General features: G+C 69.1%; 21 protein-coding genes. 17 read left to right on the plus strand and 4 right to left on the minus strand.

What is annotated here, in order from left to right:
- The first annotated feature begins 206 nt into the window (after positions 1–206).
- The 11 genes from D7Y13_RS15830 to cglE all read left to right on the plus strand — a co-directional run bounded on the left by D7Y13_RS15830 (position 207) and on the right by cglE (position 15,039).
- Entirely contained in the window at positions 207–677 is a 471-nt protein-coding gene (locus D7Y13_RS15830; RefSeq protein WP_120533964.1) for a hypothetical protein, read from the plus strand.
- 83 nt (positions 678–760) lie between these two features.
- Positions 761–1,531 carry a coiled-coil domain-containing protein gene (locus tag D7Y13_RS15835; protein ID WP_120533963.1) on the plus strand — a complete coding sequence of 257 codons (771 nt, stop codon included), beginning with the start codon at positions 761–763 and terminating at the stop codon, positions 1,529–1,531.
- Between the two features lie 144 nt (positions 1,532–1,675).
- Entirely contained in the window at positions 1,676–2,344 is a 669-nt protein-coding gene (gene rplC / locus D7Y13_RS15840; protein ID WP_120533962.1) for a 50S ribosomal protein L3, read from the plus strand.
- A 334-nt stretch (positions 2,345–2,678) separates the two neighbouring features.
- Positions 2,679–3,497 carry an outer membrane beta-barrel domain-containing protein gene (locus D7Y13_RS15845; protein ID WP_120533961.1) on the plus strand — a complete coding sequence of 273 codons (819 nt, stop codon included), beginning with the start codon at positions 2,679–2,681 and terminating at the stop codon, positions 3,495–3,497.
- An 8-nt stretch (positions 3,498–3,505) separates the two neighbouring features.
- Complete coding sequence (locus D7Y13_RS15850) at positions 3,506–4,735, plus strand: outer membrane beta-barrel domain-containing protein (protein ID WP_120584141.1); 1,230 nt, start codon at positions 3,506–3,508, stop codon at positions 4,733–4,735.
- A gap of 2 nt (positions 4,736–4,737) precedes the next feature.
- Positions 4,738–6,276, plus strand: coding sequence for a tetratricopeptide repeat protein (locus D7Y13_RS15855; RefSeq protein WP_120584140.1), 1,539 nt, complete (start codon positions 4,738–4,740; stop codon positions 6,274–6,276).
- Positions 6,277–6,550: 274 nt separating this feature from the next.
- Positions 6,551–10,231: a tetratricopeptide repeat protein gene (locus D7Y13_RS15860; RefSeq protein WP_120584139.1), complete on the plus strand. Its 3,681-nt coding sequence runs from the start codon at positions 6,551–6,553 to the stop codon at positions 10,229–10,231.
- A complete protein-coding gene (locus D7Y13_RS15865; RefSeq protein ID WP_120584138.1) occupies positions 10,228–11,709 on the plus strand; it encodes a tetratricopeptide repeat protein in 1,482 nt (493 codons plus the stop codon). The genes D7Y13_RS15860 and D7Y13_RS15865 overlap by 4 nt, the downstream gene beginning before the upstream one ends.
- Positions 11,710–11,831: 122 nt before the next feature.
- A complete protein-coding gene (locus tag D7Y13_RS15870; RefSeq protein WP_233595628.1) occupies positions 11,832–12,155 on the plus strand; it encodes a hypothetical protein in 324 nt (107 codons plus the stop codon).
- Between the two features lie 59 nt (positions 12,156–12,214).
- On the plus strand, positions 12,215–14,263 hold the full coding sequence (locus tag D7Y13_RS15875) for a TonB family protein (protein WP_120533956.1): 2,049 nt from the start codon (positions 12,215–12,217) through the stop codon (positions 14,261–14,263).
- A 176-nt stretch (positions 14,264–14,439) separates the two neighbouring features.
- Entirely contained in the window at positions 14,440–15,039 is a 600-nt protein-coding gene (cglE, locus tag D7Y13_RS15880; protein WP_120533955.1) for an adventurous gliding motility protein CglE, read from the plus strand.
- Between the two features lie 9 nt (positions 15,040–15,048).
- Here the strand turns inward: cglE and D7Y13_RS15885 are convergent, their stop codons facing one another.
- The gene (locus D7Y13_RS15885; protein WP_120584137.1) at positions 15,049–15,894 is read right to left on the minus strand and encodes an AraC family transcriptional regulator; all 846 of its coding nucleotides are present in this window, start codon (positions 15,892–15,894) and stop codon (positions 15,049–15,051) included.
- A 120-nt stretch (positions 15,895–16,014) separates the two neighbouring features.
- Here D7Y13_RS15885 and D7Y13_RS15890 point away from each other — a divergent pair, with 120 nt between their 5' ends.
- The 3 genes from D7Y13_RS15890 to D7Y13_RS15900 all read left to right on the plus strand — a co-directional run bounded on the left by D7Y13_RS15890 (position 16,015) and on the right by D7Y13_RS15900 (position 18,560).
- On the plus strand, positions 16,015–16,416 hold the full coding sequence (locus D7Y13_RS15890; protein WP_120584136.1) for a DUF3224 domain-containing protein: 402 nt from the start codon (positions 16,015–16,017) through the stop codon (positions 16,414–16,416).
- A gap of 98 nt (positions 16,417–16,514) precedes the next feature.
- Entirely contained in the window at positions 16,515–17,312 is a 798-nt protein-coding gene (locus D7Y13_RS15895; RefSeq protein ID WP_120584135.1) for a hypothetical protein, read from the plus strand.
- A 57-nt stretch (positions 17,313–17,369) separates the two neighbouring features.
- On the plus strand, positions 17,370–18,560 hold the full coding sequence (locus tag D7Y13_RS15900; RefSeq protein WP_120584134.1) for a PKD domain-containing protein: 1,191 nt from the start codon (positions 17,370–17,372) through the stop codon (positions 18,558–18,560).
- 67 nt (positions 18,561–18,627) lie between these two features.
- On the opposite strand, the gene typA is transcribed toward D7Y13_RS15900, so the two are convergent.
- From typA to D7Y13_RS15915, 3 genes are all read right to left on the minus strand, one after another.
- Positions 18,628–20,475, minus strand: coding sequence for a translational GTPase TypA (gene typA / locus D7Y13_RS15905; RefSeq protein ID WP_120533950.1), 1,848 nt, complete (start codon positions 20,473–20,475; stop codon positions 18,628–18,630).
- A 164-nt stretch (positions 20,476–20,639) separates the two neighbouring features.
- Positions 20,640–21,560, minus strand: coding sequence for an alpha/beta fold hydrolase (locus tag D7Y13_RS15910; RefSeq protein WP_120584133.1), 921 nt, complete (start codon positions 21,558–21,560; stop codon positions 20,640–20,642).
- Positions 21,557–23,155, minus strand: a complete 1,599-nt coding sequence (locus D7Y13_RS15915; protein WP_120533948.1) for a sigma 54-interacting transcriptional regulator — start codon at positions 23,153–23,155, stop codon at positions 21,557–21,559. Before D7Y13_RS15915 ends, D7Y13_RS15910 begins: the two co-directional genes overlap by 4 nt.
- Before the next feature lie 112 nt (positions 23,156–23,267).
- On the opposite strand from D7Y13_RS15915, the gene D7Y13_RS15920 reads away from it, so the two are divergent.
- The 3 genes from D7Y13_RS15920 to D7Y13_RS15930 form a co-directional block, all read left to right on the plus strand.
- Positions 23,268–24,263, plus strand: a complete 996-nt coding sequence (locus D7Y13_RS15920) for a cation diffusion facilitator family transporter (RefSeq protein WP_120533947.1) — start codon at positions 23,268–23,270, stop codon at positions 24,261–24,263.
- 45 nt (positions 24,264–24,308) lie between these two features.
- Positions 24,309–25,355: a hypothetical protein gene (locus D7Y13_RS15925; protein WP_120533946.1), complete on the plus strand. Its 1,047-nt coding sequence runs from the start codon at positions 24,309–24,311 to the stop codon at positions 25,353–25,355.
- Positions 25,356–25,364: 9 nt separating this feature from the next.
- A partial coding sequence (locus tag D7Y13_RS15930) for an RsmD family RNA methyltransferase (RefSeq protein ID WP_208734465.1) occupies positions 25,365–25,543 on the plus strand: 179 nt, incomplete at its 3' end.

Here is a 25,543-nt window from a genome sequence, read left to right on the forward strand (position 1 = left end):
GGTGGGGCAGGCGGTGGTGATGGCCTTCCTGCTTCCCGTGCTGCGAATCGTTCAGCGGAGGCCCCGTTTGCACTCGAGGGTGATGCGGGTGTCGTCCATCGGCCTCGCGGCAGTGGGTCTCTATTGGATGGTTGCTCGCGGGGTCGGTTGAATTACCCGGCGTGCGTTCCTAGCTTGGGGCTGATGAGGGTGGGGGAGGGACGCTGATGGGCGCGAGGCATACCCGGTTGGCCGCTGCACTGGCCGCCGCTTGGGAGGCGGAAGTGGTGTCGGCCCGCCGCATGACGGGGCTGGCGGAACGCATGAACGACGCGCGCGTGAGGGCGCGGCTGATGGTGCTGGCGGCGTTCTGCCGGGCCCATGCGTCCCGGCTGCTGGCCCGTCTGGCGGCGCTGGGACGGGGGCCGCTGCCGGTGCCCCCGGAGGAGATCGACCTGGATCCGGACACGGTGCTGGAGCTGCGCCGGGAGGGCGCCTTCGCCCGGGCGTCGGCTGCTCGCTATGAGACGACGGCGGAGATGGCGCGCCAGCACGCGGACCTGTCATCCGCCTGGGTGTGCGAGCTCAACCGCACCGAGGAGCAGGATCGCGCCCGGGAGCTGCTCGCCCTGGCGGAAGGCGCCATGGCGGCCGTGCGGCGGGAATCCCAGGCCGTGGCGGCGCCCGCGGACTCCTGACGCGGCGTGGGCAGAGGCCGGGCACCCCGCAAGGTGTGCTCGGCCGGTGACAGTCCCGGCGTCTTGGGCGTATGAATCCGCCCATGGCGAAGGAGAGCTACAACGACCTCATCTTCCAACTCGGCGATCTGGCCCGGGACATCCTCCCCGGCAAGCCGAACTGCCCCCGCTCCATGGAACGCGTCTACCGCGCCGAAGAGGTGCTGGAGGCGCGCCGCGAGGAGCTGGCGGTGCTGGAAGCGGAGATGAACGACGAGGATGTCGCGTACCAGGATTACCTCGCGCAGCACGAGGAGGAGTGCGCGGCCGAAAAGGTCATCACCGCGCGCTTCAAGCGGGCCGTGGACGCCGTGGAAGGCAAGGTGAAGGGTCTGCGCAAGACGCTGGACACCCGCCGCGCCGACCTGCGCTACGCCATCGCCGGGCTCAAGAAGATTGAATCAAAGCTCGCGGACCTGGAGATGGACACCCAGGACCCCGTGAAGCTGGACGCCGCTCGGCAGAACCTCAAGAAGAACCGCATCGCGCAGATGCGCCTGGCGCGCGAGGTGGAGGACTGGGAGGCCCAGCTGGCCACCGCCCTCACCCCCACGCCCGGGCAGCCCGGCGCGGCCGGCATCCTGGCCCACAAGCGGCTGATCGAGCTGGAGGACGCCGCCGCCGAGCAGAAGCGCACCCATGACGAGCGGATGGCGGAGCTGGATCAGGCCATCGCCGCCAAGGAAGAGGAGACCAAGGGCGCGGAAGATTATCTGGATCAGGCGTTGTTCCTGCTGGGCGAAGAGGTGTATGCCCAGCGCATCGGGGAGGCACAGCTCGCCTCCTTCTACCCCCGGCTGGATCGCGCGCAGTAGGGGGTTGCACACGCCCTTGGTGCTTGACGTGGGGAGTGTGTTTGCTATCTTGCGCCGCTTCCTGGCGGCCGCGGGCACGCGTGTAGGCCAGTTCATTGAATTCATTGGGCTTTCGGCGCCACGGGCGCTCGCTGTGAGGACGACGTGAAGGGTCTGATTGGCAAGAAGATCGGCATGACCCAGGTGTTCAACGACGAGGGCAACCTCGTTCCGGTGACGGTCATCGACGTCAACACCTGTCTGGTTGTCGGCAAGCGCACCCCGGAGAAGGATCAGTACTCCGCGGTGACCGTGGGCTTCGGCGAGATCCGCGAGAAGCTCCTGAACAAGCCGCAGCTCGGCTTCTTCAAGAAGGCCAGCGCCACCCCGCGCCGGCACCTGCGTGAGTTCCGCGTCACGGCCGAGGAGGCCGCCGCGTTCAACGTGGGCGACGCCGTCAAGGCGGACATGTTCGCCAAGGGCGAGCTGGTGGACGTCACGGGCGTCACCAAGGGCCGCGGCTTCTCCGGCGTCATGCGCCGTTGGAGCTTCAAGGGTTCGCAGACGAAGACGCACGGTACGCACGAGTACCAGCGTCACCCGGGCGCCATCGGTCAGCGTAAGACGCCCGGCCGTACCTACCCGAACAAGAAGATGCCGGGTCACTACGGCGTCGAGCGCAACACCACCCAGAACCTGACGGTGGTGGACGTGGACGTGGAGAAGGGCCTCGTGCTCGTCAAGGGCGCGGTCTCCGGCCACAACGACAGCATCGTGATCGTGCGCCCCAGCATCAAGGTGGCGATGCGCGCCGCGCACAAGGCCGCGCGCTAGTCTCAAATCGCTGCTGACGCACGGGCGCGCTCCACACCGCGCGCCCCCTTCGACGCCCCGCTTCCGGCACCTTCGGGTTCCGGGCGGGGCGTTCGTCGTTTCCGGCGCCAGACCCGCCAGGCTCGCCAGGCTCGGGTGACGCGCGTTGAAACGTTGAGTGCTGGTCGCCCTGGGGACAAAGGGCGAAAACTTTACCGACTGTCGCTGGGTTCCGCTTGCGGTGAGGGGGCGCCGTGCTCACATGGCTGTCCCACGCCGGAGCCTCGCCGTCGAAGCAGACGGGCGCAGGGCTGCCGGCCCACCCAACGGCCCACCCCCGGGCCGGGCAGGAGATATGAACGCACGCACGCTTCGCGTCTTCGCAGCGCTGTGCATCTCGCTGACGGCGCTCGGCGCCGCCGCACAGGAAGACGGCGTCCTGGAGTCCGCGGTCGTCCGCAACCGGCTCTACAAGCCCGCGGGCCATCCGGAGCTGTCGCTGTCCGTGGGCCTGCCGGTGCAGACGTACCTGACGGCGCACTACTTCTTCGACGTCGGCCTTGCCTACAACCTCTTCGACACGTTCGCGGTGGAAGCGCGGGCGGGCTTCGCGGCCAGCCGCCACACGGGCCTGGCGCGCTCCATCTCCGAGTCCTTCCTGGACCGCGAGGACAAGCGCGTCACGGACGAGCTGGAGGACCTGTGGCGGATGAACCTGCACGGCGTCATCGGCGCGCGGTGGGCCCCCATCTACGGAAAGATTTCGCTCGTCGCGGACATCCCGGTGCACTTCCAGACCTACCTCTGGGTGGGCGGCGGGCTGGGCAACCTGAAGCGCGAGTCGGTCATCCAGTGCACCCAGGTGGTGGACCGGGCCGCGGGCGTCTGTGACAACCGCACGGCGGTGGATGATCGCGGCTCCGCCACGGAGAACTACTGGGTGAAGGAGACGCGCGTGGCGCCGGTGGTGTCCGCCGCGCTGGGCTTCCGCTTCTTCATCAAGGAGCAGCACGGCATCCGGCTGGAGCTGCGCGACTGGATCTTCAAGGACAGCTACCGCGTGAACCTGCTGCGCGACGACTGGGAGGCCGGCAATCCCACCGGCGAACCCGCCGGCAGCCCGGGCCTCACGCACCTGGTGCAGTTCGACCTCGGCTACACCTACTCGTTCTGACCCTTCCTATGCGACCCTTCCGCTCCATCGCGCTCCTCGTCGCCGCGGTGCCCGCCCTCGCGTTCGCGCAGGGTGCCGCCCCGGCGCAGCCGCCGGGCTCTCCGGGCCCGGAGACGACCGCTCCCGCTTCCACCTCGCCCGGTGAACCGCCCGAGCGCTCGCGCACCCAGCGCGACGCGCCCGCGGTGCCCCAGGCAGCCCCGGAGACCCCGGCCGCGCCTCCCGCGTCCCGCTCCGGAACCGCGTCCGATGAGGACGCCGCCGCGAGCGACACGACGGCCCCGGCCCCTGCACCCGCGGGCCCCACGTCCGGCATCGCGCCGGCGGACGCCCCGGTGCTGGAGTCTCCGGAGTCGGGTGAAGCCCCGCGCACCACGGACGCGCAGCAGCAGCGGCTGGTGAACGGCGCGCCGCTCTACAACCCGAACGTGAACGTCCACATCGTCCAGAAGAAGCGCTTCGCGGACGAGGGCAAGCACGAGCTGGTGCTGTACCCCGGCGTCGTCCAGGTGAACGGCAAGTTCACCAACCACGTGGGCACCGCGCTGCACTACGTCTACCACCTGCAGGAGAACTTCGCGCTCCAGCTGGGCGGCCAGTACAACTGGTACTCCGACGAGAGCGACTTCAACCTGGAGCTCATCGACAAGGTGCGCGAGCAGGCCCAGGCGGCTTCCTCGCTGCTGCTCCAGTGGGGCGCGCACGCGGGCGTGGAAGTGACACCGCTCTACGGCAAGTTCGCCTTCTTCAACAACTCGCTGGCGCAGTTCAGCCTGGTGCTGTCCGGCGGCGCGGGCGTGGGCAAGACGCGCCACCTCATCCGCCCCAAGGTGGCCAACGAGGTGGACGGCCAGACGTACCAGGTGCCCGCGCGCTTCGGCGACACCGGCAACAAGTTCCTGGGTGAGGTGGGCGGCGGCTTCCGCGTGCAGTTCGGCGAGTCCTACGCCATCCGCCTGGAGGTGCGCGACCTCATCTACACCGCCCGCGTGGACAAGGTGGACGGCTGCAACCTGGGGGACTTCGAGGCGCTGGAGGCCGCCCGGGCCGCGAACCAGCCCTTCGACGGCCTGTCGCTGAGCGGCAGTTGCAAGGTCGCGAAGTTCGACGGCGTGGATCCGGAGACGAAGAAGAACTACCGCGAGGACATCATCCTCGGCCGCGACCTGGTGGCCGAACCCTCGTCGGACGTCCTCAACAACGTCAGCTTCTACGCTGGCTTCTCGATGCTCTTCTAACCATGTCCCGACTGCTCCGACTCCTCGTCGTTATCGGGCCCCTCGTCGTGCCGGCCGCGGCCTTCGCCCAGCAGGACGTGGGCGCCTACAACCGCGCGCTGTCCGCCTTCAACGCCGGCCAGTTCGACACCGCCGCCCCCCTCTTCGCGCAGCTCGCTGAAGGGGAGGACGCGGACCTCAAGGGCAAGGCCGAGTACTACCTGGCGCAGACCTTCGCGAAGAAGGACCTGCCCGTCGCGGCCTTCATCTCCTACGCCGCCATCGTCAACGCCGGCCCCAAGCACCCCTCGTACCTCAAGGCCATCGAGGGGCTGGTGGACATGCAGCAGCGGCTGGACGAACAGAACCTCATCCCCAGCATCCTGAACCAGGCCTACTCCGACGAGGTGCGCGACCAGTGGGTCACGCTCCCCAAGGAAGTGCTGGCGCGGATCAACTACCTGGTGGGCACCGCCAGCCAGCGCCGGATGCGCTTCGAGGAGGCCCGCGCGCTGCTGGAGGCCGTGCCCGCCGACAGCCGCGTCTACGCGAAGGCCCGCTACCTCTTGGGCACGGTGCTCGCGGATCCGCGCTTCCCGGGCCGCCCTGGGGAAGGGGAGCCGCTGGACAAGGAGGCCATCGCGGCGTTCCAGACGGTGCTCTCCACGAAGGAGCCGCAGGTGGAGCTGCCGGAGACGCGCGAGCTGGCGCTCCTGGCCCTGGGCCGCGTGCACTACCGCCGGGGCGAGTACGCCGACGCGGTGAAGGCCTACGAGGGCGTGCCCCGCTACGCGCGCTTCTGGGATCAGGCCCTGTTCGAGAACGGCTTCGCCCGCTTCCAGAACGAGGACTTCGGCGGCGCGCTGGGCAGCCTCCAGGCCCTGCACGCCCCCCAGTTCGAGGGCGCGTTCCAGCCCGAGTCGTGGATCCTCAAGTCCACCGTCTATTACTACTCGTGCCTCTACGACGAGGTGAAGACGACGCTCGCGGCGTTCGACGAGCGCTATGGGCCCATGGCGAAGCAGCTGGAGCCCTTCACCGGCGAGGCGCTGCAGCCCGTGCAGGCCTTCAACCTGGTCGCCGCGGAGAACCGCCGGCTGCCCCGCGCGGTGTACCTGTGGATCCGCAACAACGAGCGCATCCGTGAAGTGATGCGGACCCTCACCCGCGTGGACGCGGAGAAGCGCGCCATCGTGGACGGACCCTGGCGGGGCACCCCGCTGGCCGCGCAGACGGTGGCGTCGCTGGAGGAGATCCGCGGCACGCTGCTCCAGGTGGGCGGCACGCTGGCGAAGAACCGCATCCAGGAGGCCGCGGACAACCTCCGCACCTTCTCCGACCAGGCGGAGATCATCCGCGTCCAGACGGCGCTCGACGAGAAGGACCTCTTCTCCGCCGGCGTGGACCAGAAGACCCTCCTGACGCGCCAGACGCTCTACCGTCCGAAGATGCCGGGCGCGTCGTGGAACTACTGGCGCTTCCAGGGCGAGTTCTGGATCGACGAGATCGGCTACTACCAGTACACGCTGAAGCGGGGCTGTCCCGCACGCCAGGAGAAGTAGGAGCAAAGTCGGCGCGAAGGAGTACCCGGGCGTACCCGGCTGCCTGGCAAGCGCGTCAAGAGAGGCCCCTCACCGCGACCCTGTGTCGTGGGGAGCGGGCCTCTTGCACGTTGTTGAGTCCTGGAAGTTCGCTCGGGGTGATCGCGTACGCCGGGGCACAAGGCACGTTCCGGGCCACTTCCCAACCTGGGTACCCGCGTCTACTTTCCGTCGTCCCTCCCGGTTGGGCAGAATTTTGCCCACGTTGGCGAGGCGCGGTTCTCCAGGAGCTCGCATGAAGGTGTTTCTTCGGTTCGGTGCACTGGCGGTGGGCGTCGCGCTCGCGGCCGGTGGGGTGGGGGAGGCGGAGGCGGCGGAGCCGACGGCACCGGCGCGGAAGGTGGCGACGAAGAAGTCCTCTTCGGCGGCGAAGGCCGCGAGCAAGAAGGGCGACGCCACCGCCAAGAAGGAGGATGCGAAGAAGGGGGCCGACGCCAAGAAGGCGGAGCTTCCCCCCGGCGTGGCGCCCCAGGACATGCGCAAGGGCCCGGCGCGGGTGAAGCCCGCTTCGGCCAAGTTCGCGGACGTGCCTCGCATCGCGGACTCCAAGAAGGACGCGATGGCGGACAAGAAGCGCGACGAGGCCATTGAAGGCTTCAAGCGCCTCATCCCCAAGCTCCAGGAGACCTCCACCCAGAAGGCGGAGATGCAGTACCGCCTGTCGGAGCTCTACTGGGAGAAGTCCAAGTACCTCTACCAGTTGGAGATGGAGAAGTTCCTCGCGGCGGAGAAGGCCTACGACGCGGCGGTGGCGCGTGGCGAGAAGGTCACCGCGCCGGAGCAGGACCACACCGGTTCGGAGCGCTACCGCGCCGACACGATGCGCATCTACGAGGACATCCTTCGCGAGTACCCGGAGTACCCGGCCCGCGACGAGGTGCTCTTCTCCCTGGGCTACAACCTCTACGAGCTCAACCGCCGCGAGGACGCGGTGGCGCGCTACGAGGAGCTGATCCGCGACTTCCCCAAGTCGCAGTTCGTCCCGGACGCGTACATCCAACTGGGCAACCACTACTTCGAGAACAACAAGCTCGCGCCCGCGAAGGTGAACTACGAGAAGGCGCGCGACTCCGGCGTTCCGAAGATCTACGCCTACGCGACCTACAAGCTGTCCTGGTGTGACTTCAACGCGGGCGACCTGGACGCGGGCCTCAAGAAGCTCCACGAAGTGGTGGACTACGCGGGCCAGCGCGGCGAGGAGCTGGGCGATCTGCGCACGGAAGCGCTCAACGACCTGACCGTCTTCTACGTTCAGCTGGATCAGCCCAAGGAGGCGCTCGCCTACTTCAAGGAGAAGGCGCCGCCGAAGCGCCAGGGCCGGCTGCTCGCGAAGACGGCCGCGGGTCTGGTGGACGCAGGCCATTTCGACAGCGCCATCCTGGTGTACCGCACCCTCATCGACGATGCGCCCATGGGCGTGAACGCGCCGGAGTACCAGCAGGCGGTGGTGCGCGCGTATGAGGGCCTGCGTCAGCGCCAGCAGGTCCGCAAGGAGATGAAGCGGATGGTGGACCTCTACCGCCCGGGCGGCGAGTGGTGGACCACCAATGCGGGCAACGCGGGCGTGCTGCGCAATGCCTTCAGCGTCACCGAAGAGGCGATGCGCGTGATGGTGACCGAGTACCACCAGGAGGCGCAGAAGACGCGCCAGGTGGAGACCTACCGGCTCGCGCGCGACATCTACAAGCAGTACGTGGAGGCGTTCGCGTCCAGCGAGAACCCGGAGTTCGTCGCGGACTCGGCCTTCAACATCCGCTTCTTCTACGCGGAGATCCTCTGGGCCCTGGAGGAGTGGCAGGCCGCCGCGGGCGAGTACGACGCCGTCGTGGCCTTCAAGATTCCGGACCGCGACTCCGCGCGCGAGGTCTCCAACGAGGCCTACCGCAAGAGCGCGTCGTACAACGCGGTGCTCGCGTACGACAAGCTCGTCAAGATTGAGCGCGGCCAGCTCTCCAAGAGCGACCTGAAGGACGGCCAGAAGGTCGACGAGAAGAAGGACAAGGGCGACGTCGCCAAGCAGAAGCTCGTCAAGCGCGACGCGAAGGAGCAGGCGGAGCAGCCCCTCACGAAGTTCGAGGACCGGCTGGTCGCCGCGTGCGACACGTACAACAGCCTGTACCCGGGCAACCAGGATGAGATCGACCTGCGCTACCAGGCCGCCGTCATCCTCTACGACCGCGCGCACTTCGTGGACGCGGCCCGCCGCTTCGGGGAGATCATCGAGAAGTTCCCGGAGGAGCGCCGCTCGCGTGACGCCGCCGACCTGACCATGTACGTGCTGGAGAGCCGCGAGGAGTGGCTCGAGCTCAACACGCTGTCGCGCAAGTTCCTGGGCAACAAGAAGCTGTCCAAGCCCGGCTCCGACTTCGCCGGCCGCGTAGCCCGCGTGGTGGAAGGCAGCCAGTACAAGTACGTGGACGAGGTCGTCTACAAGAAGGAGAAGAACCCGGCGAAGGCCGCCGAGCAGTTCCTCACCTTCGTGACGGAGTTCCCCAAGTCGGAGAACGCGGACCGCGCGCTCACCTACGCCATGGTCATCGCGCAGGAGGCGGGCGAGGTCGACAAGGGCATCACCGCCGGCGAGCGCGTGCTCAAGGAGTACCCGAACAGCCCCTTCGAGCTGAAGACCCGCTACACGCTGTCGGGCCTCTACGAGAAGGTGGCCGAGTTCAAGAAGGCCGCCGCCATGTCGGAGTCCTTCGTGTCCGCGTACGACGCGGCGATGAAGGCCCGCGAGGCGAAGAAGGACACGAAGAAGGCCAAGGGCAGCGCGGTGGCGAAGAAGGACGACGTCCCGGGCGCGGTCGAGGACGCGGACTCCAAGCGCGAGCAGAGGGACGCCGAGCGCAAGGCGCAGGTGGATGAGGCGGGCGCGTGGGTGGCGGATGCCCTCTTCAACGCGGGCGTCTGGTACGACGGCCTGGGCGAGTCCCAGAAGGCCGTCACCGCGTGGAACAGCTACCTGACGCGCTTCAAGGACCGCAAGGACGTGCCCCAGGTGGCGTTCTCCATCGGGCTTGTCTGGGAGAAGGAGAAGAAGTGGGGCGATGCGGCCCGTGCCTTCAGCGCCTTCGTGGACACCTACGGCCGGGACTCGCGCACCGTCGCGGGCCAGCCGTACCTCGCCCGCTACCATGAGCTGCTGGCGTACCAGAAGATGAAGGACATCCGGGGCCAGGAGAAGGCGCAGGACGAGCTGGTGCGCGGCTGGAACAAGCTGGCGGAGGGCGTGCGCAAGGACCCCGCGGTGCTCAACGCTTACGGCCACGCGCGCTTCCTGGCGCTGGAGCCCACGTGGAAGCGCTTCTCGGACATCAAGTTCACGCGCGTCTCCACCATCCGCCGCGACCTGACGGCGAAGCAGAAGGAGATGCAGAAGGTGGAGAAGGAGTACGCGGCGGTGCTCGCCACGGGCTCCGGCGAGTGGGGCATCGCGGCGCTGACCCGCATCGGCCTTGCGTACGCGGACTTCGCGCGCAACATCATGGACTCGCCGGATCCGTCCGGCCTGGATGATGATCAGCTGAGCATGTACCGGGGCGAGCTGGAGACGCTGGCGCTGCCCCTGGAGGACAAGGCCAGCGAGGCGCTGGAGAAGGGCCTCCAGAAGGCCTACGAGCTGGGCATCTACAGCGAGTGGACGCTGGCCGCGCAGGACCAGGTGAACCGCTTCCGTCCGGGTGCCTACGCCCAGGTGAAGCCGGTGACGTACCGGGGCAGCAGTGATTCGCGCATCGCCGCCGGCGTGCTGAAGGACCTCAACGGCCCCATCAGCGCCTCCGCGGAGCCGAAGCCCCAGCCGCCTCCCGCGCCGGAAGGCACGCAGCCGGAAGTGCAGAAGCCGTCCTCCGCGCCGGAAGCCCAGGAGGGTTCGACGTCCGAGCCCACCGCGCTGCTCGAGGGGGTCCAGCCGTGAAGACGACGAACAGCATCGACATCAGCAGCCAGTTCGAGGGGATGGGGACGCAGCGGATGAACGGGTTTCGCACCAAGCGGATGTTCCTGGCGGGGGCCTTCGCCTTCGCCTTCACCACGGCGTGCGCCACGGGCCCCCGGCCCACACCCGTCGCGATGAACGCGGTGGAGAAGCCCGCCGCCATCGTTCCCACCACGCCCGCGCCCGAAGTGGCGCAGAAGGGCAGCGTGGACAACCTGTTCGCGGAGGCCCTCAAGGCCTACGAGGCCGGGAACCTGGACGCCGCGCGCAAGGGCTTCGAGCAAGTCGTGGCCAAGGAGCCCAAGACGCTCAACGCGCAGTTCAACCTGGGCGTCATCGCGGAGAAGCAGGGCCGTCCGGCGGATGCTCGCGCCGCCTACGAGAAGGTCCTCTTCCTGGATCCGGCCCACACGCCGTCCGTGATGAACCTGGGCCTGATGCACCGGCACGAGGGCCAACTGGACGAAGCCATCGCGCTGTACTCCAAGGCGCTCCAGACGCCGGGCCACGAACACGACGAGCCCGTGCTCAACGGGTTGGCCGCGACGTACCGGCTGGCGGGCAAGCTGGACGAGGCGGAGGCCACCGGCCGGCGCGTACTCGCGCGCAGCAAGGACAACCCGGAGGCGTATAAGACGCTGGCGCTGGTGGCGTACGACCGGGGCCAGTACCGCCTGGCGGAGCTGCTGGTCATCAACGCGCGCAAGGTGGCGGAGAAGGACCCCGCCATCTCCAACACGCTGGGGATGATCTACCTCAAGATGGAGGACCGTCCGCGCGCCCTGGCCCAGTTCCAGAAGGCCGTGTCGCTGGATGACAACTTCGCCGCCGCGCACCTGAACCTGGGCGCGCTGGCGCTCTCCTACCGGGACTACGCCGGGGCGGAGCGCTCCTTCACCAAGGCCCTGTCGCTGGAGCCGGAGGGCGTGGAAGGCCAGCTGTACCTGGCGTATGCGCTGGACGGTCAGAAGGGCCTCGACCCCAAGAAGGGCGTGGCCGCGGGCGAGGCGTTCGAGAAGGTGCTCGCGCGGCGCTCCGAACAGCCGGAGGCCGTGTGCGGCGCGGGCTGGGCGTACGCGGCGGACCGCTCCGGCTTCGAGAAGGCCATCGCGTTCCTGGACCGCTGCAAGGAACTGGGCGCCACGTCCGCGCAGGACAAGCAGCTCATCACCGCCAAGGTGCAGGGCCTGCAGACGATGCTCAAGAACCCGCCGGCCCCGCCGCCCGCCGCCACGGCGGAAGGGGAGGCCGAGCCCAAGAAGGACGGCGCGGCCGCCATCGGGGGCGCGGGTTCGTCCTCGTCCTCATCCATGATGAACCAGCTGCCCCAGGACACCTCCGCGCCCGACCAGGCTCCAGCGGCCGAAGGCGCGACCGAGGCGGCCCCGGAGCAGGCGGTGGACGGTCAATCCGTCCCCGAGTCGCAGGCGGCCCCCGTGCCCGCCCCGACGCCCTGAAGAAAGAACAGTCGCCCGGGCTGGAAGAACGAGAACTTTCTTCCCTTCTCCAGCCCCCCAGGTGCAAGCGGCCGGGCGACTCCCTTAGAATCCAGGGACTTGGAGTTGGTGCGAGCCCTGCAATGGAAGCCAAGAAGCTGGGCTACCGGAGACTGCACATGAAGCGACTGCTGGCATCGGTGGTGATGGTGGGGGTGCTGGGGGCCGCGGCACCCGCCCTGGCGCAGAACAGCGGCGGAGACTCCGTGAAGGTCATCCAGGAGGAGGACCGCACGGTGTACCGCAAGAAGACGGTGATCGATTTCACGGATGTGGCGGTGGAGGGCGAGCTCACCAAGCCGGAAGGCTCCTACGTCCTCAATCGCAAGAAGACGGACTTCCAAAGCCTCATCAAGGTCCGGGAGAACTTCGACCCGGAGTTGCAGAAGTCGGCGGACAATCTTTAGACAGGCTCTCAGGCGGCGTTGAACGTTTTCGGGACGGGAAGGGAAGAAGGAAGAACTTCATGGCGGCGGCGAGAAAAAACGGTTTGACGCTTCGGATTACGACTCCCGACGGCTCCATCCAGGAGACCGTGTCGGAGGCGGAGAGTGTCATCGTGGGGTCGGGCGCCCAGGCGGCGGTGAAGATTCAGGATCCGCGGGTCTCCAATCTCCATGTGATGCTGAAGGTGGACCACGATGGCTCGGTGACGGCCATCGACCTGGGCAGTGAAGGCGGCACCCAGGTCTCAGGGCACAAGCTCGTCATTCCCACGGCGCTCAAGCCGGGTGACGTGTTGACGGTGGGGACCTCGCGGGTGGAGGTGCTCTTCGGTGACACGCCCCGGCAGGCGGCTCCGGCGGGCGCGGCGGTGGCGATGCCCGGGGCGTTCCATCAGCTCCCCCCTCGGGGGCCGGCACAGCAGGCTCCGGCAGCTCCTCCGGTCCGGCGTGAGGTCGCGCCGCCCAGGGCTCCGGTGCAGGCGGCGGCGCCCTCCAACCTCGTGGGCACGGTGAGCACGCCGCGTTCCTCGACGGCGGGGGGGATGCAGGTCTCCACGACGAACCACGCGGCGCCCACGCCCGTGTTCGTCCCTTCAGCGCCTCCGGGGATGGTGCGCAAGCCCACGCCCCCGGCCATCGCGGCGGCGACGAAGCCGCAGCTGGCGGCGCACCTGCAGGATCCCCTCCCCCTGGACGCGCAGCCGACGCCCGAGGCGAAGGTGCTCCAGGTGGCGATGCTCTGGGGCGACCAGATGCTGGAGGTCCAGCACTTCAAGGACGGCGCTCCGGTCACCATCGGCGAGGGCAAGAAGAACGCCTTCCACGTGTTCGTGCCGCAGGTGGGAAATCGCCACGTGCTCGCGGTGAGCAAGGGCGACAAGCTGGAGCTGAAGGCTCCGGCGGGCTCCGGCGTGTTCGTCACCAACAAGGGTGACGTGCGCACGAAGGACGCGCTGCGCGCGGCGGGCCAGCTCAACTCCGCCTCCGCGGATCAGGAGCAGGTGTTCACGCTGGGCCTGCACGACCGCGCGGAGGTGTCGCTGGGCACCGTGGCGTTCGTGATGCGCTACGTGAAGCCGTCTCCGGCCATCCTGGCCACCTCGCTGTCCGACCGCGACTTCGGCTTCTTCAAGATCGCCGCCATCTGCATCCTGGCGTCGGCCGCGTTCGTCACCGCGATGGTGCTCACGCCGCACTCCGAAACGCGCTCCGCGGACGACGTCTTCGAGTCCCAGCAGAGCGTGGCGAAGTTCCTCATCGCCCCGGAGAAGAAGGTGGAGGCGAAGAAGCTCCAGCTCTCCGGCGTGGAAGAGGGCGCCAAGGCCAAGGACGAAGAGGGCAAGTTCGGCAAGCAGGAGGCGAAGCAGGAGGAGGCGGCGCCTTCGAAGCCGGGCACCAACGTCGTGGACAAGAGCAAGAAGGAGAAGGACCGCCAGGTGGTGGGCAAGGTCGGCCTCCTGGGTGCGCTCAAGGGCATGAAGGGTGGCGCGTCGGATGTGTTCGGTCCGGGCGGCATCGGCACCGGCATCAACAACTCGCTGGGCGGCCTCAAGGGCGGCGCGGCCATGGGTGACGCGCACGGCGTGGGCGGCCTGGGTTCGCGTGGCACCGGCAACGGCGGCGGCGGCACGGCGCTGGGCATCGGTGGACTTGGGACGCAGGGCAATGGACGCGGCGTGGGCGGCTCGGGCGGCATCGACCTGGGTGGCCGTGGCAAGTCCGTGACCAAGGTGATTCCCGGCAAGACGACGGTGGTGGGCGGCCTGGACAAGGACGTCATCGCCAAGGTCATCCGGCGGCACCAGAACGAGATCAAGTACTGCTACGAGTCGGAGCTGAACAAGAACCCGGCGCTCGCGGGCAAGGTCGCGGTGGCCTTCACCATCGACCCGGCCGGCGCGGTGGCGGACGCCAACGTGGCGGAGACGACGCTGGGCAGCAGCCCCGCGGAGAACTGCATGATCTCCCGCATCCGTCGCTGGAAGTTCCCGGAGCCCAAGGGCGGCGGCGTGGTGTCCGTGACGTACCCCTGGCTGTTCTCGCCCTCCGGCGCGGACGGTGAGGGGTAGCACGCAGGCCCCGGCGTCTGGCGGTTCGTAGACTGGAAGACCAAATGGCGTGGACGAAACGGTCCACGCCATTTTCGTTTTTCCCCGCTGCCGTTTCGTGCGCGGCATCACTAGTGTCCGTGCGCCGCTCCCAAGAGTGTGAGTGGCGCGAGAGGACCACCGTGACGGGAGGAGTCGTGAGGAAGTCGCTGCTGTTCGCCGCGCTCGCGCTGGCGACGCCGGCCCTGGGGGCCACCCCTCCGGAAGGCGTGCCGTTCGAGCCGCGCCGGGGGTTCTTCACCGAGACCGACGTCGGGGTGTTCTTCACCGTGGGCGGTGAGAACAACTACTCCAACGCGCAGTCGTACCTGCAGCTGGGCATCGGCTACGACCTGACGGAGCGGCTGTCGCTGGGGGCGCACTTCGCGCTGGGATCCTCCGCGCAGAACTGCTTCGCGGGCTACCTGCCGCAGTCCAACGTGTGCGCCCTGTCGGACAACTTCACCGTGGCCTTTGGTGACCTCACGGCCGCCTACCACGTGAGGCTGGCCAACCGCTTCTACCTGACGCCCAAGGTGGCGGCGGGCTACACGCGGTTGGATCCGACGCCGGTGGATCCGGACGAGGGTGATCCGGGCCGCTCGGTCAACGCCTTCAACGCGGGCCTGGGCGTGGGCGTGGAGTACGCCACGTCCTTCGACCACTTCTCGGTGGGCGCGGACCTGCTCGGCCGCTACATCATCGGGCCCAACATCATGACCTTCGCGGTGTTCCCCCGGGTGAAGTACACGTTCTGACGCCCGCGACTACGGGCTGCGCCGGGCCGGGGGGACGGGGCCGGGCGCGCGCCGGGCGTACTCGGCGGGCGGACAGCCCACGACGCGCCGGAAGTCGCGGATGAAGTGCGCCTGATCGAAGTACCCCAGCGCCAGCGCCAGCGTCGTCAGCTCCGGTGGGGGGATTTCCTTCAGGCGCTCGGCGGCCTCGTGCAGCCGGTAGCGCTGGATGACCCACTTGGGGCTCACACCCACGTAGCGGCTGAACAGCCGCTGCAGGGTGCGCAGGCCCGGGCCTCCCGGCGTCAGCAGGTCCTCCACCTTCGTCACCGCGCGGTCCTCCAGGATGCGCGTGACGAGCCCCTGCACCAGCGCCACGTTCGGATCCGCCGCCGGCAGCCGCGCGCGCAGGAACGCCTCCGCCAGGTGGATGCGCTCCGCGTCCGCGTCTCGGGTGACGTCGGTGGCGAGGATGGCCGCCTCCAACGTGAGCGCCTCCGGGCCCAGCAAAGGGGCCGGGGCCACGGTGCGCTCCGTGAGCGTGGACACCGGCGTCTTCACGAAGGGGAAGAAGCCGCCCGGCCGGAACTTGATGCCGAACACGCCGCCCAGTCCCTCCAGGAGGAGGGAGAAGCGTCCGGAGTGCACGCCGCCGATGCGCGAGGTGCCGTCCTGGAAGGTCCAGTGCACGGATGGGTGGGGGAGGTTCTGCTGGAGGAAGGGCGGCTGTTCGCGCAGGTCCCAGCGCACGGCCCAGAAGTGTTCGACCCAGGGGCGCAGGTCCTCCGCGGGCAGGACGCGCGCGTGCGCGAAGTGCCGCGCGTCCGGCCGGGGGTACAGCAGGCCACGGGCGGGGCCCGCGCTCGATGCCACCATGGTCCATGCCTCCCGGGGTTCAGGCTGTCGCGTTTCTACAATCACACCTGGGAGGTGGATGGTATCGGGTCCGTTCTTCCTGGCGCACGTCGTGCCGGGAGCGCACCTGGAGACCCCCACATGGGCACCCCCGCGAAGATCCGTTTCTCGATGGCGAACTGGAAGGAGACCGCCTTCGGCGAGCAGGAGGGGGGACTGAAGCTGTCGCAGGTGACGTGCACCCGGGGCTTCCAGGGGGACTTCGAAGGGGAGGGCGCGCTGGCCTACCTGCTGGACTACCGGGCTGACCAGACGTGCCACTTCATGGGCCTGGAGCGCGTGACGGGCACGCTGCTGGGGAAGAAGGGCTCCTTCGTGCTGAAGCACTCCGGCGTCTACGCGGCCGACACGGCGACGTCGGACTGGGAGGTGGTGGCGGGCTCGGGCACCGGGGAGCTGCGCGGCCTGCGGGGCCAGGGCGGCTTCGTCGCGAAGCACGGTGAGGACGTGCACGACATGGTGCTGGACCACCACTTCGATTGAAGCCGGACACCGGCCGGGACCCGGGGCCGGATTCAGTCCATCGCCAAGAGTGCGCACCGTGGGCTGGTCCCCTCGCTTGACCCTCCCGGGTGTGCCCCATGGCCTCCGTCGTCCGTTCCCGCGCTGGCGCGCTGGTGCTGGTGGTGTCGCTGCTGTCGGTGCCGGCCTTCGCGGAGGGCATCACCTCCATCCCCTATGGGGACACGTGCTGGGGCACCGGGACGGACGCGGATGGCGACGGGCTGAACGACGACTGCGAATACCAGGTGGCGTCCGCGTTCATGCCGACGCTGTGGCTCGCGCGCGACGAGCGGGGCGCGGGGCGCCGGCCGTACTTCGCGGTGAAGTCGCAGTCCTTCGCGCTGCGCACGCTGCGCATCTTCTACCTGGCCGCCTTCTATGAGGACCACGGCGTCCTGGGTGGCGTCGTGGACGCGCACGACGGCGACACCGAGTTCCAGGTGCTGGAGGTGCACTACTCCGACGGCCGCTGGCTGCTGGACTGGGCCTTCCTCTCCGCGCACCTGGAGACGGTGTGCGAGTCCTCCGCCTGGTACGGCTGGGCGCAGCTCGACTACGTGGGGGAGTCGCGGGGCGCGCCGCGCATCTACGCCGCCCAGGACAAGCACGGCACCTACAACTCCCTGTCCACGTGCGACCGGGGCGGCTGCTACGTGGATGGCTGTTCGCAGGGCACGTCGGAGCTGTTGGATCCGGACAACCGGCTCGTGTCGCGCAACGTGGGCTCCACGGGCGCGCCGTTGATCAACGCCGTCACCTTCCGGGGGCAGACGGAGCGGCTGCTGGACGACGTGGACTTCAAGGGCTGGGACAACCGGTGGTATCGGCCCAACGCCACGCCCTACCGCGCCCGGTTGATCCGCTTCGGCTTCTAGCGCGCCATGCGTTCCCCTCTCTCTTCGAAGTCGTCGGGCCTCCGCCGTAGGACCTGCATGGTGCTCGCGGCCGGCGGCGTGTTCGCCGGGAGCCTGCTGCTCGCGGGGCTGGAGGCCACCCGGACGGACAACGCCGGACCGGAGTCACCCGTCCGCCCTGATGCCCTTGTTCCACCGGAGCGCGCCGTGTCCGGGCTGGAAACCCCCGCGCTCGCAGCCCGTCCGCCCCCGGTCGATGAAGAGGGCACGACGGAGGACGCCCGGCTCGCCAGCGCGCTGGGCGAAATCTGGGAGCCCCTGGCCTCCACGGCGTTCATCGAACAGTTGGACACGGACCGCCCGTGGGCCTGCGCGGGCGGCGCCGTCAGCGTCGTCGCGAAGGTGGGCGGCCCGCGCGAGCCCGACCTGGTGGAGCGCTGGGTGTGGCCCACGCCGGAGGGCCGCGCCGGGCTCCAGCCGGGTTCGGGGTTGGACTGGCGCGCGCCCGCGGTGCCGGGGCGCTACCCGGTGCGCTTCCAGCTCTGCCGCGACCTGGGAGGCCGCCGCGTCGGCGTGGTGGCGGAGCGCACGGTGCTGCTGGAGGTCCGGGACTGCGAGGCCGAAGCGGAGTCCCCGCTGCGGCTCGGGGCGCGGCAGGACGGCCCGGCCACCTTCACCTTTGAGGTCCAGGGCCTGGAGGAAGCCGGGCCTGTCCGCGCGTACACCTGGGACCTGGGGGATGGCACCACGGAGGAGACGGAAGGGCCCATCCTCGAACACACCTACGCGGTGGAGCCCGCGGACGGCGCCGTCCCCCGGCGCTTCACGGTGCGGGTGCGGGCACAGATGGAGTCCGGCGCGCCGCGCTCCATCACCACCTTCGTGGGCGTGCGTCCGCTGGCACTTCCGGAAGCGCCGCCCCGCGTGGCGCTGAAGGTGTCTCGCTGGCAGCCGCTGGTGGAGACCGGAGGCTGGCGCAGCGAGGTCTCCGTGCTCATCCCGGACGGCGCGGAGGCCGTCACCTGGGCGGAGGTCGAACGCATCCTCGTGGGTTGGGACGACCAGCGGCGGGCGACCCGGATGCCCTGGGAGCGCGCCCTGACGGTGCAGGAGACGCTGGAGCGCGGCGGCTTCCGGGCGGCGGTGGTGGTGGGGCCGGACGAGGCGACCCCCGACATCAAGCAGGTGCTGGACGTCCTCCACGGCCGGGACGCGCGGGGCAACGACGTGGTGGTGTCCTGGGCATCGTTCAAGCAGGAGCAGCCCTGAACGAAGAAGAGGCCGCCACCCGGGTGGGTGACGGCCCCTTCAGGACTTCGGGAGCGACGAGCGCTGCTTACGCGTCGTTGCGCTCTTCGCGCTTGCGCTCACGCTCGGCGCGGTAGCGGTCGCCGTTGGCCAGCGCCTTCTTGCGCATGCGCACGGACTTGGGCGTCACCTCGACGAGCTCGTCGTCGGCGATCCACTCCAGGGCCTTCTCCAGCCCCATCTCGCGCGGCGGGACGAGGATGACGTTCTCGTCGCGGCCGGCGGCGCGGATGTTGGTGAGCTTCTTCTCGCGGCAGCAGTTGACGTTCAGCTCGGACGGGTGGGAGTGCTCGCCGATGATCATCCCCTCGTACACGGTGACGCCTTCGCTCACGAACAGCTGGCCACGCTCCTGGATGCTGAACAGGGCGTAGGGCACGGTGTCGCCCAGGCGGTCGGAGACGATGGCGCCGTTGGCGCGCTTCGGGATGTAGCCGAACCACGGCTCGAAGCCGTCGAACTGGCTGCTCATGATGCCCTCACCGCGCGTGATGGTGAGGAACTCCGAGCGGAAGCCGATGAGGCCACGCGCGGGGATGCGGAACTGGAGCCGGGTGCGGGCCGAGCCCAGCTGCTGCATGTCCGTCATGCGGCCCTTGCGGGGCCCCAGGCGCTCCGTCACCACGCCCACGCTGGTCTCCGGCACGTCGCAGAAGACCAGTTCCATGGGCTCGTGCAGCACGCCGTCCACGGTCTTGGTGATGGGCTCCGGGTTGGAGGCCGTCAGCTCGTAGCCTTCGCGGCGCATGTTCTCGATGATGACGGCCAGGGCGAGTTCGCCACGGCCCACCACGCGGAACGCGTCCGGCGTCGCGGTGTCTTCCACGCGCACGGCCACGTTGCGGTACGCCTCGCGGTACAGGCGCTCGCGCAGGTTGCGGGAGGTGACGAACTTGCCTTCCTTGCCCGCGAGCGGCCCGTCGTTGACCTTGAAGATCATCATCATCGTGGGCTCGTCCACGGTGATGCGCGGCAGGGCCACCGGCTTCTCCGAGTCCGCGATGGTGTCGCCGATGGAGATGTCCTCGATGCCCGCGATGGACACGATTTCACCGGGGCCGGCGTCGAGGATTTCGACGCGCTTCAGGCCGGAGAAGCCGTACAGCTTCACGATCTTGCCCGGCTGCAGCTTGCCGCCCTCGCGGACGACGGTGACGGGCATGTTGGCCGTGATGCGACCGGCCTGCACGCGACCGACGGCCAGACGGCCGACGTAGTCATCGTAGTCCAGGTTCGCCACCAGCAGCTGCAGGGTGGTCTGGTCCACCGGCGGCGCGGGCGGGGGCGGGATGTGCTTGATGATCGCGTCGTACAGGGGCTCCAGCGTCTTGCCCGGCACGTCCAGCGACGTGGAGGCCTGACCCTGGCGGGCCACCGTGTAGAGGACCGGCATCTCCAGCTGCTTATCGTCCGCGCCCAGGTCGATGTAGAGCGAGTAGACGAGGTCCAGCACTTCCTTGGCCCGGGCGTCCTGACGGTCGATCTTGTTGATGACCAGCACCGTCTTCAGGCCCATGGCGAGCGCCTTGGTGAGCACGAAGCGCGTCTGGGGCAGGGGCCCTTCGGCCGCGTCCACCAGCAGGATGACGCCATCGACCAGGCGCAGACCGCGCTCCACCTCGCCACCGAAGTCGGCGTGGCCCGGGGTGTCGATGATGTTGATCTGCATCCCCTTGTAGGAGACGGCAGTGTTCTTCGCGAGAATGGTGATGCCCTTCTCCCGCTCGAGATCGTTCGAGTCCATCACTCGATCGGTCATGTGCTCGTTGGAGCGGAAGGTACCGGCCTGCCGGAGCAGGTGGTCAACCAGGGTGGTCTTCCCGTGGTCGACGTGGGCGACAATGGCGACGTTGCGGATGTTTTCGCGAGAGATCATGCGGACCGACTGACAGAAAGAGGTGCGAGGAGAGACGCCCAGAACGGGGTTTCTCAATCCCACCGGAACCCGGAAGGCGGGGGCTTATATGCCGGGGGCTTCCCGCCTGCAATCAAGGTGGACGTCCAGCGGCCAGACAGCCAGACCCACCCCCTACCGGACGCTTATCCCACCTTTGGCCCGGATTCCCCGGATTCCACGCCCAACTGTTCGCGCAGGAAGCGTTCCACGCGCAGTTCCACCAGCCCTGGGACCTCCAACGGCGCGGTGTGGGTGCCCTCGGAGATGGTCATCAGTTCGGAGCCGGGGATGCGCTCGGCCATCTTCCGGGAGAGCCAGCCGGGGGTGAACCGGTCCTTCTCCCCGGCGATGACCAGGGTGGGCACGTCCACGTGTTCCAGGTGGTCCCACGCGGTGTGGTTCGCCAGCGAATCCAGGGTGCGCACGAAGACGACGGGGTCCATCCGGGCCAGGTGGGAGAAGTAGGGGGCCAGGTCGTTGCGGGCGATGAGCTCCGGGTTCATCTCCAGCCGGATGGCCAGCTGCACCACCAGCTCCGTGGTGAGCGCGCCGTGCACGATGCGCGCGGTGTGCAGGGGGAAGCGCTCCACCGCGCGGCGCAGGGTGGGGAAGATGCGCTTGAGCAGGGTGGAGTCGTGGAAGGTGTCCAGCGGCATGCCGTAGCTGCCGCACACCAGCACCAGCCCCTGTACGCGCCGGGCGTAGCGGCGGTGGAACTCCAGCGCCACCTGCACGCCCATGGAGTGGCCGAAGAGGACGGCCTTCTCCAGGCCCGCGGCGTCCATCACCCGCGCCAGGTCGTCGCAGGTGTACGCCATGCCGATGCGGGTGCGGTCCCCCGGCACGCTGCTCCTGCCGTGGCCCCGGTAGTGCCAGCGGAGCACCCGGTGGCGCCGGGCCAGGTAGGGCAGCAGGTACTTCCACGCGAAGCCGTCGCAGCCCAGGCCGTCGCACAGCACCATGCCCGGGGCGCCTTCGCCCCGGACCTGGAAGTAGAGGTCCGCGCCGTCGGGCACCCGCAGCGTGTCCTGGCGGAAGGTGGTCGCGTGTCTGGGGGGGCTCACGCTTCGGCCTCCTCGTCCACGCCGTCGGCGAGTCCCTCGGGCAGGAGCCGATCCAGCCCGTAGCGGGTGATCTTCAGGATGAGGTTGGAGCGGCTGATGCCCAGCTCGCGCGACAGCCGGCTCTTGTTGTTGCGCGTGCGCACGAGCCCCTGGTGGATCATCTCCTTCTCCAGCGACTCCACCGCTTCGTGCAGCTTGCCGTGCGCGCGCGGGGCGATGAAGTGCCCGCCGCCGGGGACGACGGTGTCGCGGATGCGGCTGGAGAGCAGCTCCGCGGGGATGACCTCCAGCTCGCCGCCCAGCACCAAGAGCCGCTCGATTTCATTCTCCAGCTCCCGGATGTTCCCCGGCCACGCGTACGCGCCCAGGATGCCCAGGGCCTCCGGGGCCAGGCCGCGGGCGCGCTGGCCCTCGCGGTGGTGCTTGCGCAGGAAGTGGTCGATGAGGACGGGCAGGTCGTCCTTGCGCTCGCGCAGGGGCGGCAGTTGGAGGCGGATGACGTTGATGCGGTAGTAGAGGTCCTCGCGGAACTCGCCCCGCTTCACCATTTCGCCCAGGTCCTTGTGCGTGGCGGCGATGACGCGCACGTCGACCTCGCGCGACTGCGTGCCGCCCACGGGCAGGAAGGTGCCCTCCTGGAGCACGCGCAACAGCTTCACCTGGAGGGCGGGGGACATGTCGCCCACCTCGTCCAGGAAGAAGGTGCCCGTGTCGGCGACCTCGAAGAGGCCCTTCTTGTCCTTGAGCGCGCCGGTGAAGGCGCCTCGCGTGTGGCCGAAGAGGGCGCTCTCCAGCAGGTTGTCGTTGAAGGCGGAGCAGTTCTGCACGACGAACGGCTTGTCCTTGCGCGGGCCGTTGTGGTGGATGGCGCGCGCCACCAGCTCCTTGCCCGTGCCGGACTCGCCGTTGATGAGGACGGTGGAGTCGGAGTTGGCCACCTTCTCCATCAGGCGGAACACTTCGTTCATCGCCCCGGAGCGGCCGATGATCTTCTCGAAGCGGTAGCGGTTGGACAGCTCGGAGGCCATGGACTGGATGGTCTCCTCCTTGCGAGTGAGCTCCACCTCCTGGTTTTCAATCTCCGTCACCGCGAACTCCAGCAGGTCCGACAGCTTGCTCAGCTCCGAGCCGTCCAGCACCGGCACGCGCTCCCACGCGCCCTCCAGGTCCGCCTGCGCGCCCGGGGCGATGTCGCGCATCTTGTCCATCAGCACCTGGCCGTCGCCGGGCGTGAGCGGCTGCCGGGCGAAGCCCTCCACGAAGAGGAAGCCCTCGTACTCGTTGCGGATGTAGAGCGGCGCGCCCACGATGGACAGACGCAGGTGGCAGTCGTGTGACAGCGAGCGGCGCAGCTTCTTGGCCGCCTTGAACTTCTCGTGGAGCACCCGCACGGACTGGGCGCACCGCCGCATCCCCTCCCTCGAACCGAGCGAGTGGCGGCAGAAGTCGTTCGGCGGCGGGATGAAATCTCCGCGCTGCCAGTCGTGCACCACGCCGTTACGGTCCGCGAAGGAAAGCTCCACCTGCCACCACTTGCGGATGACATCCCTCAACATGACAATGGTGTGCAGATTCTGATGCTTCTCGAAGTCCATCCCCGCGGGCCTCCCCCTGTTGCAGATTCGGACAGTGGATCTACGGGGTTGTCTGAAATCAATCCAGCGGCACCTGTCCGCAGATGGCGCTGATCGCGTACCCTGGACCCCTGTGAGCGCACCCCCACATACACACGGCAGGGCCGGGCATGACCACTCGCACGACCACGACCATTCCCACCACGGGCATGGGCATGGTCACGGCCATTCGCACGGGCCCCGGAAGGGGGGGCTGGCGGAGGAGCGGCGCAAGGACCGCCGGCGGCTGTTGGCCGCGCTGGGGCTGACGGCGACCATCATGGTGGCGGAGGCCGTGGGCGGCTTCCTGACGAACTCGCTCGCGCTGCTCTCCGACGCCGGGCACATGCTGACGGACGTCTCCGCGATGGTGCTGAGCCTGCTGGCGCTGTGGTTCGCCGGCCGGCCCGCAGACCTGAAGAAGACCTACGGCTACTACCGGATGGAGATCCTGAGCGCGCTCGTCAACGGGGTGCTGCTGCTGGTCATCACCATCTTCATCCTGATGGAGGCGTGGCAGCGGCTGCGCACGCCAGCGCCGGTGGAGCTGGGGACCATGGCCATCGTAGCGGGCGTGGGCCTGGTGGCGAACCTGGCGGCGCTGGGCTTCCTGCACCAGACGCACTCCATGAACGTGCGCGGCGCGTTCCTGCACGTGCTGGGCGACACGCTGTCGTCGGTGGGCGTGCTGGTGGGCGCGGGCCTCATGTGGTGGACGGGCTGGTACGTCGTGGACCCCATCATCTCCGTGCTCATCTCCATCATCATCGTCGTGGGTGCGCTCCGGCTGGTGAAGGACGCGGTGGACGTGCTGCTGGAGGCGGTGCCCGCGCACGTGGACCTGGAGCAGGTGCGCGACCTGATGGGCAAGGTGCAGGGGGTGCAGGCGGTGCACGACCTGCACGTGTGGACCATCTCCAGCGGGATGTACGCGCTGTCGGCGCACCTGGTGGTGGCGGACCCGATGGTCTGCAACAACGACGACATCCTGTCGGCGGTGAAGCACGACCTGTTCGACCGGTTCGGCATCGACCACACCACCATCCAGATTGAGAGCCAGGCCTACGCCCACCTGGGCGAGGTGCACTGAGCTCCTTGCGAAAGAGGGGCAGGGCGGAGATCCTGCCCGGCTCCTATGAGCGTGCTGGACAAGGTGTTGTCGCTGCGGCCGGGCAACGTGGTGGCGCGGATGGGCCCGGGCTCCCGGGTGCCCGTGTTGGATCCACGTGAGCTGCTGCGGGCGCTGGAGTCCTCGCCGGTCGCGCTGCCGTGCATCCCGGTGCTGGCCAAGGGAGCCCTGCCGGGCCTGCTGCGCGCGGCGCGGATGGAGGACGCGGTGCTGGGGCTTGGCTGTCCGCACCCGCTGGCGGACCGGGGCGCCCCGGAGCGCTTCGTGGCGGCGGTGAGAGCGGCCGCCCTGGACGCCGAGCACACCCGGCCCCTGTTCCTCCAGGCCGGCCCCGTGCGCGTGACGTCCACCGACGCGGACGTGCTGGACGCGATGCAGGAGGGCCTCTTCCGCGTGGTGGACGCGGGCTTCGCGCTGGTGTCGCTGGAGCTCTCCCGCCTCACCACCTACGAAGCGGTGGAGGCGGTGAACGCGCTGGTGGGGCCGCTGGTGGAGCGCGAGCTGTCGCTGGAGCTGTCCGCGCCCCAGGCCCCGGCGGGAGCGGGGCTCCTGGACGCGTGCGGCACGCTGCTGGAGGGGCTGTCGCAGTGGAAGGTGCCGCTGCGCTTCCTGCGCGTGTCGGAGGCGCAGCTGGGCGAAGGCGACCTGGACGTGGGGCTCCTGCGGCAGGTGGTGGAGCTGGCCCATGCCCGGGGCGTGGCGGTGACGGTGGGCGACCTGACGGCCGGGGCGCCCCGGGGGCTGTCCAGCTACGTCGCCGCGGGCGTGCGCAAGGTGGACTGCGGGGGCCCGTTCGGTCCGCTGGCCCTGCGCGCGTGGCCTCCGGAGGCGCGGGCGCAGGTGGTGGCCCGGGCCCAGGCGGCGGGCATGCCGGCCGGGGAGCTGCTGTCGATGCTGGAGGAGGGCCTGCCGCCCCTGACGCCCGAGGCCCGGGAGACGCTGGAGGCGCTGGCCTTCGCGGAGGCCACGGAGGTGCTGGCGGCGCTGGGGGCGCGGCGCTCGGCGACCCACGCGATGGCATTCCTCGCGAAGCCGGGCGGCGACCTGGGCTAGAAGGCGCCCATGCGCATCGTGGCAGGCAGCGCGAAGGGCCGGGCCCTGCAGGGTCCCAAGCCGTCGTCCGGACACATCCGCCCCACGGCGGACCGCGTTCGCGAAACCCTCTTCAACATGCTGGGCCAGTTCCTGGACGGACAGGCGGTGCTGGACCTGTACGCCGGCACCGGGGCGCTGGGGCTGGA

The organism is Corallococcus praedator (assembly GCF_003612125.1).
GTDB lineage: Bacteria > Myxococcota > Myxococcia > Myxococcales > Myxococcaceae > Corallococcus > Corallococcus praedator.